The sequence below is a fragment of the Ancylobacter gelatini genome (assembly GCF_022601675.1).
Taxonomy (GTDB): domain Bacteria; phylum Pseudomonadota; class Alphaproteobacteria; order Rhizobiales; family Xanthobacteraceae; genus Ancylobacter; species Ancylobacter gelatini.
In genome coordinates this window covers 57,206-70,632 of record NZ_JAKVIL010000014.1, presented here as the reverse complement: position 1 = coordinate 70,632, position 13,427 = coordinate 57,206, and the positions used below count along the sequence as shown (strand labels likewise).

Below are 13,427 nucleotides of genomic sequence, written 5' to 3'. Positions count from 1 at the left end.
CGGCGTTGACGACATAAAAACGGCCCGGAAGGCGACTTCCGGGCCGTTTTCATTTGAGAAAATACAGCCTCAGCTGCCCTTGGTGTCGGTCTGCACCGGCGCGGAAGCCGTGTGGCCGGGCGAACAGTCGGCGAGCGCGGCGCCGGAGGCCGCGGCGGTCAGGGCAAGCGCGCAGAGCGCGGTGGCAAGACGCTTCATCAGACACTCTCCTCAGAGGTTAGGTTGACGATGGGGAAAAGTGTCGCCCGCTTTGCCCGCGATGAAAAGAGCGGCACCGGCACCCTGGTGCCTCAATAGCCGGCAGAAGCGGCGGTCTCACGCATCCGTGTAGGTCACGGCCTCGATCTTCCAGCCATCGGGATCGAACAGGAAGGCGGCATAATACCCCTCGCCATAATGCGGGCGGAGCCCCGGAGCGCCCTCGTCGCGCCCGCCCGTCGCCACCCCCGCCGCATGGAAGGCCCGCACCGCCGCGCGGGAGGGCGCCATGAAGCACAGATGAAAGCCGGGCGGCGGCACCACTTTGTCCGCGCGGTGCTGAATCCAGAACGGCGCGGCGCCGGGCGTGCCCTCCGGCGAGGGCAATTCGCCTTCCGGCCCCCAGCAGGCGGATTCGCCCTCCGGCTCGGCATGGGACGACACGCGTGTGAACCCCAGCGGCGCCAGCACCGCGTCATAGAAGGCGAGCGAACGCTCATAGTCGGAAACGCCGATCGACATGTGCTCAATCATCGGACGGATGGGCTGCATGTGAGTCTCCGGACGATCAGCGGGCGCGAGGATGGGCGGACTTCCACGCCGCCATCAGCGCCGCCGAATCCACCGCCGCGTAGATCTGCGTGGTGGCGAGCGAGGCATGGCCGAGCAGTTCCTGGATCGAGCGCAGATCGCCGCCCCGCGCCAGCAGATGGGTGGCGAAGGAATGGCGCAGCGCGTGCGGCGTCGCGCTGTCCGGCAGACCAAGGCTTCCGCGCATCCGCTCCACCGCGAGCTGGACGATGCGCGGCGAGAGCGGGCCGCCCTTGGCGCCTCGGAACAGCGCGCGGTCGGGCTCCAGCTCATAGGGGCAGGCACGGGCATAATCGTCGATCAGCGCCAGCACGCCGGGCAGCACCGGCACCATGCGGGTCTTGTTGCCCTTGCCGTGGACGATGATCTGGTCGCCCCTTCCCGGCTCGGGCATGTCGCGCCGATGCAGGCCGAGCGCTTCGGAAATACGCAGGCCGGAGCCGTAGAGCAGCGAGATCACGGCGGCGTCGCGCGCCAGCACCCAGGGCTCGCGGTTCTCCCCTGCGCGGGTGTCGGCATTGCCCAATGCCCGCGCGTCTTCCACTGAGACCGGACGCGGCAGGGTTTTGGCGATGCGTGGCGCCTTGACCGCGGTGAGAGCGCCGACCTTCCCGAGCCCCTCGCGCTCCATGTGGCGGCCGAAGGAGCGGGCGGCGGCGAGGAAGCGCATCTGCGTGCGGGGCTCGATGCCGTCCGCCCGCCGCGCCGCGATCACCGCGCGCACATCGCGCGGATGCAGCGCGCCCAACGCCGCCATGTCCGGCGTGGCGCCGAGATGGCGGGCGAGCAGGCCGAGAAAGCCGAGCAGGTCGCGGGCATAGGCCTCGCGGGTCTTGGGCGAGAGCCGGCGCTCATGGGCCAGCCGCGCCAGCCACGCCTTGGCGACCGCCGCGACATCGGGCGCCGCGCCGGCCATCAGCGCATCTTCCGCGCGGGCCGCCTTCTGCGCATCGGTGCTCGCCATGGTGTCTCCTGCAGTGAGGCGGCAAGGATGCCGCCGCGTTCTTAACGTCGCCCTTCCACCGCATCGCCCTGCCGGACGACGACGGGTCTATCCGGCTACGCCTGCGGGCGGGATGACGCTATGAAGGCATGATGCCGCAGACAAGCCCCGCCGATTCCCCGTCCCTGTTCCCGCCGCGCGAGACCATCGCAGACGTGCTGCTGCCGGTCGCGGTCGGTTCGGCCTATTCCTATCGCGTGCCGGAAGGCATGAGCGTGGCGCCGGGCGATATCGTGGTGGTGCCGCTCGGCACGCGGCGCCTTCTCGGCTGCGTCTGGCCCCGCGCGGAGGGTGCTCCGACGGTCGATCCCGCGAAGCTCAAAGCGATCCACCGCAAATATGACGTGCCCCCACTCCAGCCGGACATGCTGGCCTTCATCCGCTGGATCGCCGAGTACACGGTGACGCCCCCCGGCATGGTGCTGCGCCTCGCCCTGCGCCATGACGAGACGCGCGGCGAAGGGCGCGAGCGCACCGGCGTGCGCGCCACGGGTCGCCGGCCCGAGCGCATGACGGCCGCGCGCGAGCGGCTGATCATAGCGCTGGCGGACGGCTTCGTCCGCGCCAAGGCCGATGCCGCGCGCGAGGCCGGGGTCTCGCCCTCGGTGGTCGACGGGCTGATCGACGACGGCGCGCTGGAAACCGTAGTGCTGCCGCCGGAGCCCGCCGCAGAGCCGCCGGACCCCGACCATGCCACCCCCGAGCTGCTCCCGGCGCAGGCGCAGGCCGCCGCCGAGCTGAGCGCGGCGGTGAGTGCGCGCGCCTTCAAGGCGCATCTGCTCGACGGTGTGACCGGCTCGGGCAAGACCGAAGCCTATTTCGAGGCTGTGGCGACCGCGATCCGCGAAAAGCGTCAGGTGCTGATCCTGATGCCGGAAATCGCGCTGACGCAGGCCTTCCTCGACCGCTTCACCCGGCGCTTTGGCGTGGCGCCGGGGCAGTGGCATTCCGCCGTCGCCACCAAAAAGCGGGCGAAGCTGTTCTCCGGCGTCGCCTCGGGCGAGGTCAGCGTGGTGGCGGGGGCGCGCTCGGCGCTGTTTCTCCCCTTCCGCGATCTCGGCCTCATCATCGTCGATGAAGAGCATGACGGCGCCTACAAGCAGGAAGACGGCGTGCATTACCACGCCCGCGACATGGCGGTGGTGCGCGCCCGCCTCGTCGGCGCGCCGATCGTCCTCGCCTCCGCCACCCCTTCGCTGGAAACCGAAGTCAATGCCCGGCGCGGGCGCTACACACGCCTGCATCTGCCCGAACGCTTCGCCGGCACCCGCGTGCCGCGGCTGGAGCCGATCGACCTGCGCCGCGAAGGTCCGCCCAAGGGCAAGTGGATCGCCCCGCGCCTCGTGCAGGAGATGGAGCGCACCATCGAGGCCGGGGGGCAGTCGCTCTTGTTCCTCAACCGGCGCGGCTATGCCCCGCTCACCTTGTGCCGGGCCTGCGGACATCGCATCAAATGTCCGTCCTGCTCGTCCTGGCTGGTGGAGCATCGTTTCCGCCGCCGGCTGGAGTGCCACCAATGCGGCTACGCCACGCCGGTGCCGAGCGAATGCCCGTCCTGTCACGAGCCGAACGCGCTGATCCCCTGCGGGCCGGGCGTGGAGCGGCTGCATGAGGAAGTGGCGGCGCTTCTGCCCCATGCCCGCACGCAGGTGCTTTCCAGCGATCTTGCCGGGGGCGTGGAGCGGCTGCGCGCCGAACTGAAGGCCATCGAGGACGGCGAGGTCGACGTGGTGGTCGGCACCCAGCTGGTCGCCAAGGGGCACAATTTCCCCGGTCTCGCCCTGGTCGGCGTGATCGATGCCGATGTGGGCCTTGGCCATGGCGACCCCCGCGCGGCGGAGCGCACCTTCCAGCTCCTGCATCAGGTCGCCGGCCGCGCCGGGCGCGCGCAGGTCGAGGGCCGCGCCTTCCTCCAGACCTACATGCCCGAGCATCCGGTGATGCAGGCGCTGGTGGCGGGCGACCGCGACGCCTTTTACGACCGCGAGATCGGGGTGCGGGAGGAAGCCCATCTGCCGCCCTTCGCGCGTTTCTGCGCGCTGGTGGTCTCGGGCACCGACGCTCATGCCGCGCAGGCCCATGCGCGCGCACTGGCCGCCTGTTCGCCGCGCGCGGAGGAGGTGCGGGTGCTCGGCCCGGCGGAGGCGCCGCTGGCGCTGGTGCGCGGGCGCCACCGCTTCCGCCTGCTGGCCCGCGCGCCCCGCAGCTTCGACCTCTCCGCCTATGTCTGGCGCTGGATGGCGGGCGCGCCGCGGGCGACCGGCAATCTAAAGGTCGAGATCGACATCGATCCCCAGAGCTTTCTGTAGCGGCTCAGTCGATCGGGCGAGGCCGGCGGTTCTCGTCGATGGCAACGAAGGTGAAGATCGCTTCCGTCACCTTGATCATGTCCTCGGCCTCGCGCTTGCGGCGCCACGCCTCGATCCGCACGCGCATCGAGGTGCGGCCGGTCGAGAGAACCGCGCCATAGAAGCTCACCTCGTCGCCAACCAGCACGGGATTGAGAAAGCTCATCGCCTCCACCGCAACGGTCGCCGCCCGGCCTTTGGAACGCCGCGCGGCGACGTTGCCGGCCGCGAGGTCCATATGCGCCATGAGCCAACCTCCGAAAATGTCCCCGGCCGGGTTGGTATCGGCCGGCATGGCGATCATGCGAATGACAGGGCTGCTGTAATCATGCGGGGTCGCCGGAGGCGGAACGAGGGGGTCCATTGGAACAAGCCTGTCATGGGTGGAAGAACGCGGGCGGCATAGGCCGTCGCGGGGCTGCGCCACGATCCGGATCATTCAGGCGCAGGCAACAATCGTGCAAGCGCTTTCGGCACCCATTGACGCCTGCGCCGACAGGACATAGCTTCCCGGCCATGACGTTGATCCTGTGGAGAGCGCCCATCAGCCTTGGGCGGCGAATTCGTCGCCCGGCCGATTGAATCGGCCGGGATTTCTGACGCGCGCACTCTCCTGTTCCGTCATCGGATTTTTTTGCCATGACCGCTGATCTCTTCCGCCATCGCCTCGTCGTCGAGGCCGATGCCCATCCCAATCTCATGCTCCGCCTGCTGGAGCCCTTCGCCATCCACGACGTGCAGCCCACCCGCGTGCGCATCGACGGCCCGGCCGACGGGCGGATCGACCCCGCCAATCTCGGCGACATGCGCGCCGAGATTGCCTTCGTCGCCCCGGTGGAGCTCGCCGAGCGGCTGTGGGCGCGCATCGACGTGATGGTCCCGGTGCGCTCCTCGCACCTGGTGTCCAACATGGCGAACACCGCCGCCGCCTGACACGGCTGTCATGCGCGCGAGGCGCTCCCCAGCACGGGCGATTCGTGTTTTCTTGCCGGTGGGCATCCCCCGCCCGGCGTGAAATCACCTCAGGACCTTGCGACATGCTTGCGCAGCTCGGCGCCATCGCTTTCATCGTGGCGCCGGTCTTTGGCCTGATCGGCTTGGGCTTCGTCGCCTCGGTCAGCGGCCATCTGCGTGAGCGTGCCGCCGAAGGCCTGTCGGAATATGTGTTCGGCCTCGCCGTCCCGGTGCTCATCTTCAAGACGCTGGCCGAAGCGCAGTTGCCGGAAGCCGGCCAGCCCTGGGGCTACTGGATCGCCTATTTCACCGGCGCCTTCGCGGTGTTCGCGCTCGGCATGCTGGCGGCGCGCCGGCTGTTCGGGCGCGACTACACCGAATCGGTGATCCACGGCCTCACCTCCGGCCAGGGCAACACCGTGTTCGTCGGCGTGCCGCTGATCCTTCAGGCCTATGGGCCGGAAGGCGCGGTGCCGCTGTTCCTGCTGCTCGCGGTGCACCTGCCGATCATGATGCTGGTCGCCATCGTGCTGACGGAAGGCGCCTCCGGCGGGCTCTCGGCCGCCAGCCTGCGCCGGCTGGCGCGGCTGCTGGCGTTCAATCCGATCCTGCTGGGCATCTTCTTAGGCGCCATCGCCAAGCTGGTCGATTTCCAGCCCGGCGGGCTACTCAAGCAGACGCTCGACATGCTGGCCGCCTCCGCCGTGCCCTGCGCGCTGGTGTCGCTGGGGCTGGCGCTGCACCGCTACCCGATGCGCGGCGATTTCGGCCCGGCGATGACCATCGCCCTGCTGAAGCTGATCGTGCACCCGGCCATCGTGTTCGCGCTGGTGCAGGTGCTGCCCATGCCGCCGGTCTGGGCGAATGTGGCGGTAGTTTTCGCCGCCATGCCCTGCGGTATCAACGCCTATCTGCTGGCGCAGCGCTATGGCGTCGGCGTCGCCGCCTCGGCTGGCGCGGTCTCGCTGTCGACCGTGCTCAGCCTGTTCACCGTGACGGTGTGGTTCCTGATCCTGGGCGTGGGATGACGCCTCAGTCGAGCTTCATGCAGTTGGCGTAGAAGGTGGTGGTCGCCGGCCAGTCGGAGAACACGCCGATCACGCCGATCTTGCGCGCCAGCACGTCGAGCAGCGCCAGCGTGTCGCCGTCGCGGTCGGTGATGTCCTTGATCGACTGGTAGTAATAGCCACCGCCCTCCTTGAGTGGGCCGGAGCGCTCCAGTGACCACGCAATCAGCCCAAGCCCGGCCTTCCTGGCCGCCTCGGCATAGGCGGAGGGCACGATGGCGCCGTCCTTGGCGGTCACCAGCATCCAGAGCGGCGGGGCGAGGATCTTGACGCCGCTGGACGCCAGCTCCTGCATCGAGGGCTTCCACGTCTCCGGCTTCATGTTGTCGAAGCCGGCATCGGTCTCGTCGCGCCCGTCGAGATAGACCGCCTGCGTGCCGAATTCCGGCTCCGCCTTGAGCCAGTACAGCACGTCATCGAGGCGGAACGACTGGGGATAGACGTCCTTGGCCGGCACGCCGGCAGCCTTGTATTCATCGATCATCTGCTGGGCATAGGCTTGCTGGGTGTAGTCGCCGTCAAACGGCATGGCGACTTCCGGCGTCTTCAGCTCGGGCGTGAATTTCAGGCCGAGCGATTTCACCAGCGCGATATAGTCCTTGTGGGTCATCAGTGTGGCGCGGTCGACATAAAGGTCGGTGCGCCAACGCGGCGTCGCGTTCATGAAGTCGGCGACGGTGGTGGCGTTGGGGTTTCCGGCATCCATCTTCGGCTTCAGCGAACGGAATTCCGCAAGCGTCAGGTCACTGGTGCAGCATTTGGCGCTGGCCTTGCGCCCGGTCGCCGGATCGGCGGGCTGGAAGCCCTGCGAACATTTGGCGGCAAGCTCGGGGCGGGCGAGAATGTCGGTGGTGGTGGCGAGGTCACACTGGGCGTGGCGGCACACCAGCTCACGGTCCCTGGTGAAGGCGATATCGCACTCGATCACGCCCGCGCCCATGCGCGCGGCGGCGAGATAGCCCTCGCGGGTGTGCTCGGGAAACTGTAGCGGCGCGCCACGATGGGAAATCGAGAAGTTCTTCGTGGTGAACGGCCCCTTGCAGCGGGCGAGTTCGTCCTTGAGCGGACCGTCCTTCATGGAATCGACCAGATAGAACGGGCGCGGACCGATTTCGGCGGGACCGGCAGGCGCCTGCGCCGCGGCCGGAAGCGGCAGCGCGAGGAGGCCGAGGAGGAGAAGGCGGGCGGGCGACGTCATGGCGGGCTCCGTCATGAGAGGCTGAAGGTGCTGCTTTGCTATCGCGTCGCGGTGACACGGGTGTTACCTCAGCGCTTTTCGCCGCGCCTCCTCCGGCGTCATGCCATTGGCGCGCAGCGCTTGCAGGCTCTCCGAGCCCCGTGACTTGGAAAGCTTCCGCCCGTCCGGCTCCAGCAGCAGCGTGTGGTGGCTGTAGGCCGGCGCCGACAGGCCGAGCAGTTCCTGAAGCAGGCGATGGATGGCGGTCGCCTCATAAAGGTCCGCCCCGCGCACGACATGGCTGATGTCCTGCACGGCATCGTCGACCACAACGGCGAGATGATAGCTGGTCGGCGTGTCCTTGCGCGCGATCACCACGTCGCCCCAGAGTTCGGGCCGCGCCGCGACCGGCGCGCCCGCCTCGTCCCAGAACAGCGGCCTGCCCACCCGCTCCAGCGCGGCGGTCATGTCGAGCCGGAGCGCGAACGGCTCCCCGGCCTGCCGGCGGCGGGCGCGCTCGGCATCGCTCATCGCCGCGCGCGGGAACGGAAACAGCGGCGCCCCATCGGGATCGCGCGGCCAGTCCATACGGCCCGCCAGTGCCTGCCTTATGTCGCCGCGGCTCTCGAAGCTCTCATAGACCAGCCCCATCGCCCCGAGCCGCTCCAGCGCCCCGCGATAGGTCTGCATATGCTCGGACTGCCGGCGCACCGGCTGTTCCCACTCAAGGCCCAGCCAGCCGAGGTCCTGATAGATCGCCGCTTCGAATTCGGGGCGGCAGCGGGTGGCGTCGATGTCCTCGATGCGCAGCAGGAACCGCCCGCCGGCCGCCTGCGCCATCCGCGCGTTGATCAGCGCCGAGCGGGCATGGCCAAGATGAAGCAGGCCGTTCGGGCTCGGCGCGAAGCGGAAGGCGGGGCGGAAACTCGACATGGCGCCAGTGAGACAGCAGCAGGGGCGGGAGGCAAGCCGCCGTGGGGCGCGCCGCGCGCCGGTCGCCTCGTGGAAACGAAAATGGCCGGGACAGAAGCCCGGCCATGACGTCGGATTGGCGGGTGGCGCCGCCTCAGAACTGGCGGGCGACCATCATCTTCTTGATCTCGGCGATCGCCTTGGCCGGGTTCAGCCCCTTTGGGCAGGCCTTGGCGCAGTTCATGATGGTGTGGCAGCGATAGAGCCGGAACGGGTCTTCGAGGTCGTCCAGCCGGTCGCCGGTGGCCTCGTCGCGGGAATCGATCAGCCAGCGATAGGCCTGCAGCAGCGCCGCCGGGCCGAGATAGCGGTCGCCGTTCCACCAGTAGCTCGGGCACGAGGTCGAGCAACAGGCGCACAGGATGCACTCATAGAGCCCGTCCAATTTCTCGCGGTCGGCGCGCGCCTGCGGCCATTCCTTCTCCGGCGAGGGCGTCTGGGTATGCAGCCAGGGCTCCACAGAGGCGTGCTGGGCATAGAACTGGGTGAGGTCGGGCACCAGGTCCTTCACCACCGGCATATGCGGCAGCGGATAGACGTTCACCGACTTGGCCGTCACGTCGTCCATGCTCTTGAGGCAGGCCAGCGTGTTGGTGCCGTCGATGTTCATCGCGCAGGAGCCGCAGATGCCCTCGCGGCAGGAGCGGCGGAAGGTCAGCGTCGGGTCGATGGTGTTCTTGATGTAGATGAGGCCGTCCAGCACCATCGGCCCGCAATCGTCGCGGTCGACATAATAGGTGTCGACATGCGGGTTCACCCCGTCATCCGGGTTCCAGCGATAGATGCGGTACTCGGTGAGCCGGTTCGCCCCTTCGGGCTTCGGCCACACCTTGCCTTCCACGAGCTGCGAGTTCTTCGGAAGCGTGAGCTGGACCATGTCGGCCTTCGTCCTCGGTCGCCGTCCCCGGACAGGGCGGGAAGTTCGTTAAACGCGGGCTCAGTACACGCGCTTGCGCGGCTCGATGTACTGGATGTCGTTCGACAGCGTGTAGGTGTGCACCGGGCGATCGTCGAGGGAGACGGAGCGCGTCTCGAAATCCACGAAAGCCAGCGTGTGCTTCATCCATTGCGCGTCGTCGCGCTCGGGGAAGTCCTCGCGGGCATGGGCGCCGCGGCTCTCGGTGCGGGCGGCCGCGCTTTCCATGGTCACGGTCGCGAGGCAGATCAGGTTGTCGTATTCCAGCGTCTCGATGAGATCGGAGTTCCACACCAGCGAGCGGTCGGTGACGTCGATGTCGTCGGTACCGGCGAACACGTCGGCGATCAGCTTGCGGCCCTCTTCCAGCACCTCGCCGGTGCGGTAGACCGCGCAGTTGTTCTGCATGACCTTCTGCATCGAGAGGCGCAGTTCCGCGGTCGGGGTCGAGCCCTTGGCGTTGCGGAAGCGGTCGAGGCGCGCGATGGCGGCGTCGCTCGCGGTCTTCGCCAGTTCGCGCTGCTTCTCGCCGGGGGTCAGGATATCGGCGCAGCGCAGAGCGGCCGCGCGGCCGAACACCACGAGATCGGTCAGCGAGTTGGAGCCGAGGCGGTTGGCGCCGTGGATGGAGACGCAGGCGCATTCGCCCACCGCCATCAGGCCCGGCACCACATGGTCCGGGTTGCCGTCCTTCTTGGTCACCACCTCGCCGTGGAAGTTGGTCGGGATGCCGCCCATGTTGTAATGCACGGTCGGCAGCACCGGGATCGGCTCCTTGGTGAGATCGACGCCGGCGAAGATCTTGGCGCTCTCGGAGATGCCCGGCAGGCGCTCATGCAGGATCGCCGGGTCGAGATGGTCGAGGTGCAGGTAGATGTGGTCCTTGTTCTTGCCGACGCCGCGCCCCTCGCGGATTTCCATCGTCATCGAACGGGACACCACGTCGCGCGAGGCGAGGTCCTTGGCAGAGGGCGCGTAGCGCTCCATGAAACGCTCGCCCTCGGAATTGGTGAGGTAGCCGCCCTCGCCGCGCGCGCCCTCGGTGATCAGGCAGCCCGAGCCGTAAATGCCAGTCGGGTGGAACTGCACGAACTCCATGTCCTGCAGTGGCAGGCCCGCGCGCAGCACCATGGCGTTGCCGTCGCCGGTACAGGTGTGGGCGCTGGTCGCGGAGAAATAGGCGCGGCCATAGCCGCCGGTGGCCAGAATGACCATCTGCGAGCGGAAGCGGTGCAGCGTGCCGTCGTCCATCTTCAGGGCGATCATGCCGACGCAGCGGCCTTCATCGTCCATGATCAGGTCGAGCGCGAAATACTCGATGAAGAACTCGGCCGAGTGCTTCAGCGCGGCGCCGTAGAGCGTGTGCAGGATGGCGTGGCCGGTGCGGTCGGCGGCGGCGCAGGTGCGCTGCGCCGGGCTCTTGCCATAGTCCACCGTCATGCCGCCGAACGGGCGCTGGTAGATGCGGCCTTCCTCGGTGCGCGAGAACGGCACGCCCCAGTGCTCCAGCTCGTAGACCGCCGCGGGGGCGTGGCGCACGAGATATTCGATGGCGTCCTGGTCGCCCAGCCAGTCCGACCCCTTCACGGTGTCGTACATGTGGAAGCGCCAGTCATCCGTGCCCATGTTGCCGAGCGAGGCGGCGATGCCGCCCTGTGCCGCGACGGTGTGCGAGCGGGTCGGGAACACCTTGGTCACGCAGGCGGTGCGCAGCCCGGCCTCCGAGCAGCCCACGACCGCGCGCAGGCCGGCGCCGCCGGCACCGACGACCACCACGTCATAGGTGTGATCAATGATCGGATAAGCGTCCCAGCGGCTCGCCGAGGAGCCGTTCGCCGCGCCGTTGGTGGCAGTGGGTCCGGCCATCGTTCAGCCTCCGAAGCTGATCTTGAGGATGGCGAAAGCGCCGGCACAGCCGACCGCCACCGTGAAGAAGGTATTGGCGATGAGACAGAGGACCTTGCAGCCCTCTGCGTGCACATAGTCCTCGATCACGATCTGCATGCCGAGGCGCATGTGGAACACCACGGAGAGCAGCGTCAGCAGCAGGATGATCGCCACCACCGGGTTGCCGAGCACTTCGAGCACGAATCCGTGGTCCTCGCCGGCAACGCAGATGATGATGGCGAGCGAAAGCAGGACCAGCGGGACATTGGCGAGCGCGGTCACGCGCTGCAGCCAGAAATGCCCGGTGCCCGAGCGCGCCGAGCCAAGGCCGGCGACGCGCCGGCGCGGGGTGAGCATCGAGGAGTTCGACGGTCCGCTCATGGCTCAGCCCTTCATCAGAAAGATCGCGATCCACAAGAGGATCGTCAGCGCGATGGAGCCACCGATGGTGAGCTTGGCGAGCAGTTCGCGCGCCTCCGGGCCGAAGCCGGCGCCGGTGTCCCACACGAAGTGGCGCAGCCCGCCGAGCAGATGATGGATCAGCGCCCAGCTATAGCCGACCAGCACGATCAGCCCGAACCAGCTGCCGTAGAGGCCGTTCACGGCATCGAACGATTTCGTGGTGCTGGCGACGGCCACCAGCCAGATGACCAGCAGCGCCGTGCCGAAATAGAGCGCGACTCCCGTGATGCGGTGCACGATGGACATCATCATCGTGAGCATCGGACGGTAAATCTGGAGATGCGGGGAAAGGGGCCGCTGGGCCGCGCCTGCCATGTCGGACATCCTGAGTCCTGAAGAATATGTGGTGTGCGTAACCCAAACGATTGCAGTTCGCAATCATTCCAAAGGCGACGCCTATCGATTGCACGGCACAAATGTTCAGGTGCACCGCAGCGGCCGCACCCTATCCCAAGGCCGGCGCGATGAGCAGCCCCCTTGGCATGTTTCGCCTTTAGTGGCAGGCGATGACGGGCTGTTAACCATCTTGCCTTTTAATTGGCGAAATGAGGCGGTTTATGAAGGCATCGCCCGCGTTCCGGCGTATCGAGGCTGCATCAAGCATGCAAAACGCGAAACCCTGCGTCCTGCTGAGCGCATTGTTGCTCGCGGCTTTCGCTGTCCTCTTCGCCGTGTCCGCACCTCTCGCCGCCCAGGAACGCACGATCGCGGTCGGCGGCATGCAGCGTGAATATATCCTGCATGTGCCCAAGCAGCTGCCGCCCGGCCCCCGGCCGCTGGTGATCGCGCTTCATGGCGCGCTCCAGCCCGCCTCGACCATGCAGCGCTATCTCGACCTCGACGCCATCGCCGACCGCGAGGGCTTCATCGTCGCCTATCCCAAGGGGCTCAACCTGCTCTGGAACGACGGGCGCTCCTCGATCGCCGGCTTCATCCCGCTGCTGTACAAGCGCGACGATGCCCAGTTCGTGCTGTCCGTGCTGGACACGCTGGAGGCCGAAGGGCGCGTGGATGCCTCGCGCGCCTATCTCATGGGCTTCTCCAATGGCGGCTTCCTCACCGCCTTCATGGCCTGCCGCCACGCCGAGCGCTTCGCAGCCTTCGCGACCATGATGATGACGGTGCCGGTGGGCTATGCCGAAAGCTGCAAGCCGGCGCGCCCGGTGCCGATCCTGATGATGAACGGCACTTATGATCCCATCGTTCCGATGTTCGGTCGCCCGACCCCCGGCGCCCGGCTGATGTCGGCCGATGAAAGCGCGGCGCTGTTCGCCCGGATCGACGGCTGTGGCGCCCCGCAGATCGCCACCAAGCCCCATACCCGAATCACGCGCTGGGGCGACTGCAAGGACGGCGCGAGCGTCGCCTATTACGAGATCGCCGGCGGGCACCAGCCCCCCGCCCAGTCGGTTGATGCCGTGGACGCTCTCGCTTCGGTGCTGCTCGGCCCGCGCCGCTCCGGGCTCGATGCGCCGGAAGAGATCTGGTCGTTCTTCAAGCAATATGGCGGCGCTCCCGCTGGCGTCGAGATCGCCGGTGCGAGCCCGCCCCCCCTCCCCGCCTCTCCGGTCACCGCCTTCGCTCCCACGGGCGCACCGGCGGGGATGACCGTCACGGCGACCCCGGTGTCGAGCGCTGCGCCGGCGGCGCTCCAGCCGCTGGCGAGGGAGCCGGACTATGCCGAGGCCTGGCGCACCGCGCTGGGGCCTTCGCAGACGTCGACACCGGCGCCGGTGCCGGTGCCCCTGCCGCTTCCCTCGCCGCTGCGCCGCACCGCCAGCGCGCAGCCGTGACGCCCGCCGCTTTCTGGCGATTTGGTCCCCCTGCCTTGCTTTCGCCGCGAGCCGCCGCT

Annotated in this window: 15 protein-coding genes; 5 read left to right on the top strand and 10 right to left on the bottom strand. The window is 68.2% G+C overall.

Annotated features, from left to right (window positions below):
• Nucleotides 1-69 precede the first annotated feature (69 nt).
• The 3 genes from MKI84_RS20720 to MKI84_RS19735 all read right to left on the bottom strand — a co-directional run bounded on the left by MKI84_RS20720 (nucleotide 70) and on the right by MKI84_RS19735 (nucleotide 1,753).
• The gene (locus MKI84_RS20720) at nucleotides 70-198 is read right to left on the bottom strand and encodes a hypothetical protein (RefSeq protein WP_281063263.1); all 129 of its coding nucleotides are present in this window, start codon (nucleotides 196-198) and stop codon (nucleotides 70-72) included.
• Nucleotides 199-315: 117 nt separating this feature from the next.
• The gene (locus MKI84_RS19740; protein WP_425353867.1) at nucleotides 316-750 is read right to left on the bottom strand and encodes a VOC family protein; all 435 of its coding nucleotides are present in this window, start codon (nucleotides 748-750) and stop codon (nucleotides 316-318) included.
• Nucleotides 751-766: 16 nt separating this feature from the next.
• The gene (locus tag MKI84_RS19735; protein ID WP_241621973.1) at nucleotides 767-1,753 is read right to left on the bottom strand and encodes a tyrosine recombinase XerC; all 987 of its coding nucleotides are present in this window, start codon (nucleotides 1,751-1,753) and stop codon (nucleotides 767-769) included.
• Between the two features lie 131 nt (nucleotides 1,754-1,884).
• Between MKI84_RS19735 and MKI84_RS19730 the strand changes: the two genes are divergently transcribed.
• Entirely contained in the window at nucleotides 1,885-4,101 is a 2,217-nt protein-coding gene (locus tag MKI84_RS19730; protein WP_241622006.1) for a primosomal protein N', read from the top strand.
• Between the two features lie 4 nt (nucleotides 4,102-4,105).
• On the opposite strand, the gene MKI84_RS19725 is transcribed toward MKI84_RS19730, so the two are convergent.
• Entirely contained in the window at nucleotides 4,106-4,504 is a 399-nt protein-coding gene (locus tag MKI84_RS19725; RefSeq protein WP_241621972.1) for an acyl-CoA thioesterase, read from the bottom strand.
• A 275-nt stretch (nucleotides 4,505-4,779) separates the two neighbouring features.
• Here MKI84_RS19725 and MKI84_RS19720 point away from each other — a divergent pair, with 275 nt between their 5' ends.
• Nucleotides 4,780-5,073 carry a hypothetical protein gene (locus MKI84_RS19720; protein WP_241621971.1) on the top strand — a complete coding sequence of 98 codons (294 nt, stop codon included), beginning with the start codon at nucleotides 4,780-4,782 and terminating at the stop codon, nucleotides 5,071-5,073.
• 104 nt (nucleotides 5,074-5,177) lie between these two features.
• Nucleotides 5,178-6,122: an AEC family transporter gene (locus MKI84_RS19715; protein ID WP_241621970.1), complete on the top strand. Its 945-nt coding sequence runs from the start codon at nucleotides 5,178-5,180 to the stop codon at nucleotides 6,120-6,122.
• Nucleotides 6,123-6,126: 4 nt separating this feature from the next.
• Here the strand turns inward: MKI84_RS19715 and MKI84_RS19710 are convergent, their stop codons facing one another.
• The 6 genes from MKI84_RS19710 to sdhC form a co-directional block, all read right to left on the bottom strand.
• Entirely contained in the window at nucleotides 6,127-7,359 is a 1,233-nt protein-coding gene (locus MKI84_RS19710; protein WP_241621969.1) for a glycerophosphodiester phosphodiesterase family protein, read from the bottom strand.
• A 63-nt stretch (nucleotides 7,360-7,422) separates the two neighbouring features.
• Complete coding sequence (gene gluQRS / locus MKI84_RS19705; RefSeq protein WP_241621968.1) at nucleotides 7,423-8,271, bottom strand: tRNA glutamyl-Q(34) synthetase GluQRS; 849 nt, start codon at nucleotides 8,269-8,271, stop codon at nucleotides 7,423-7,425.
• A 133-nt stretch (nucleotides 8,272-8,404) separates the two neighbouring features.
• Nucleotides 8,405-9,187, bottom strand: a complete 783-nt coding sequence (locus MKI84_RS19700) for a succinate dehydrogenase iron-sulfur subunit (protein WP_241621967.1) — start codon at nucleotides 9,185-9,187, stop codon at nucleotides 8,405-8,407.
• A 60-nt stretch (nucleotides 9,188-9,247) separates the two neighbouring features.
• A complete protein-coding gene (gene sdhA / locus MKI84_RS19695; RefSeq protein ID WP_241621966.1) occupies nucleotides 9,248-11,092 on the bottom strand; it encodes a succinate dehydrogenase flavoprotein subunit in 1,845 nt (614 codons plus the stop codon).
• A 3-nt stretch (nucleotides 11,093-11,095) separates the two neighbouring features.
• Nucleotides 11,096-11,494: a succinate dehydrogenase, hydrophobic membrane anchor protein gene (gene sdhD / locus MKI84_RS19690; RefSeq protein ID WP_241621965.1), complete on the bottom strand. Its 399-nt coding sequence runs from the start codon at nucleotides 11,492-11,494 to the stop codon at nucleotides 11,096-11,098.
• A 3-nt stretch (nucleotides 11,495-11,497) separates the two neighbouring features.
• Nucleotides 11,498-11,899 (bottom strand): succinate dehydrogenase, cytochrome b556 subunit, encoded by a 402-nt coding sequence (gene sdhC, locus MKI84_RS19685; protein WP_425353866.1) that lies wholly within the window; start codon nucleotides 11,897-11,899, stop codon nucleotides 11,498-11,500.
• Between sdhC and MKI84_RS19680 the strand changes: the two genes are divergently transcribed.
• Together MKI84_RS19680 and MKI84_RS19675 are read left to right on the top strand one after the other, a co-directional pair.
• Entirely contained in the window at nucleotides 11,889-12,305 is a 417-nt protein-coding gene (locus MKI84_RS19680) for a hypothetical protein (RefSeq protein ID WP_241621963.1), read from the top strand. The two genes, sdhC and MKI84_RS19680, sit on opposite strands and share 11 nt — an antisense overlap.
• A complete protein-coding gene (locus MKI84_RS19675; protein WP_241621962.1) occupies nucleotides 12,295-13,368 on the top strand; it encodes a CE1 family esterase in 1,074 nt (357 codons plus the stop codon). The genes MKI84_RS19680 and MKI84_RS19675 overlap by 11 nt, the downstream gene beginning before the upstream one ends.
• Nucleotides 13,369-13,427: the final 59 nt, after the last annotated feature.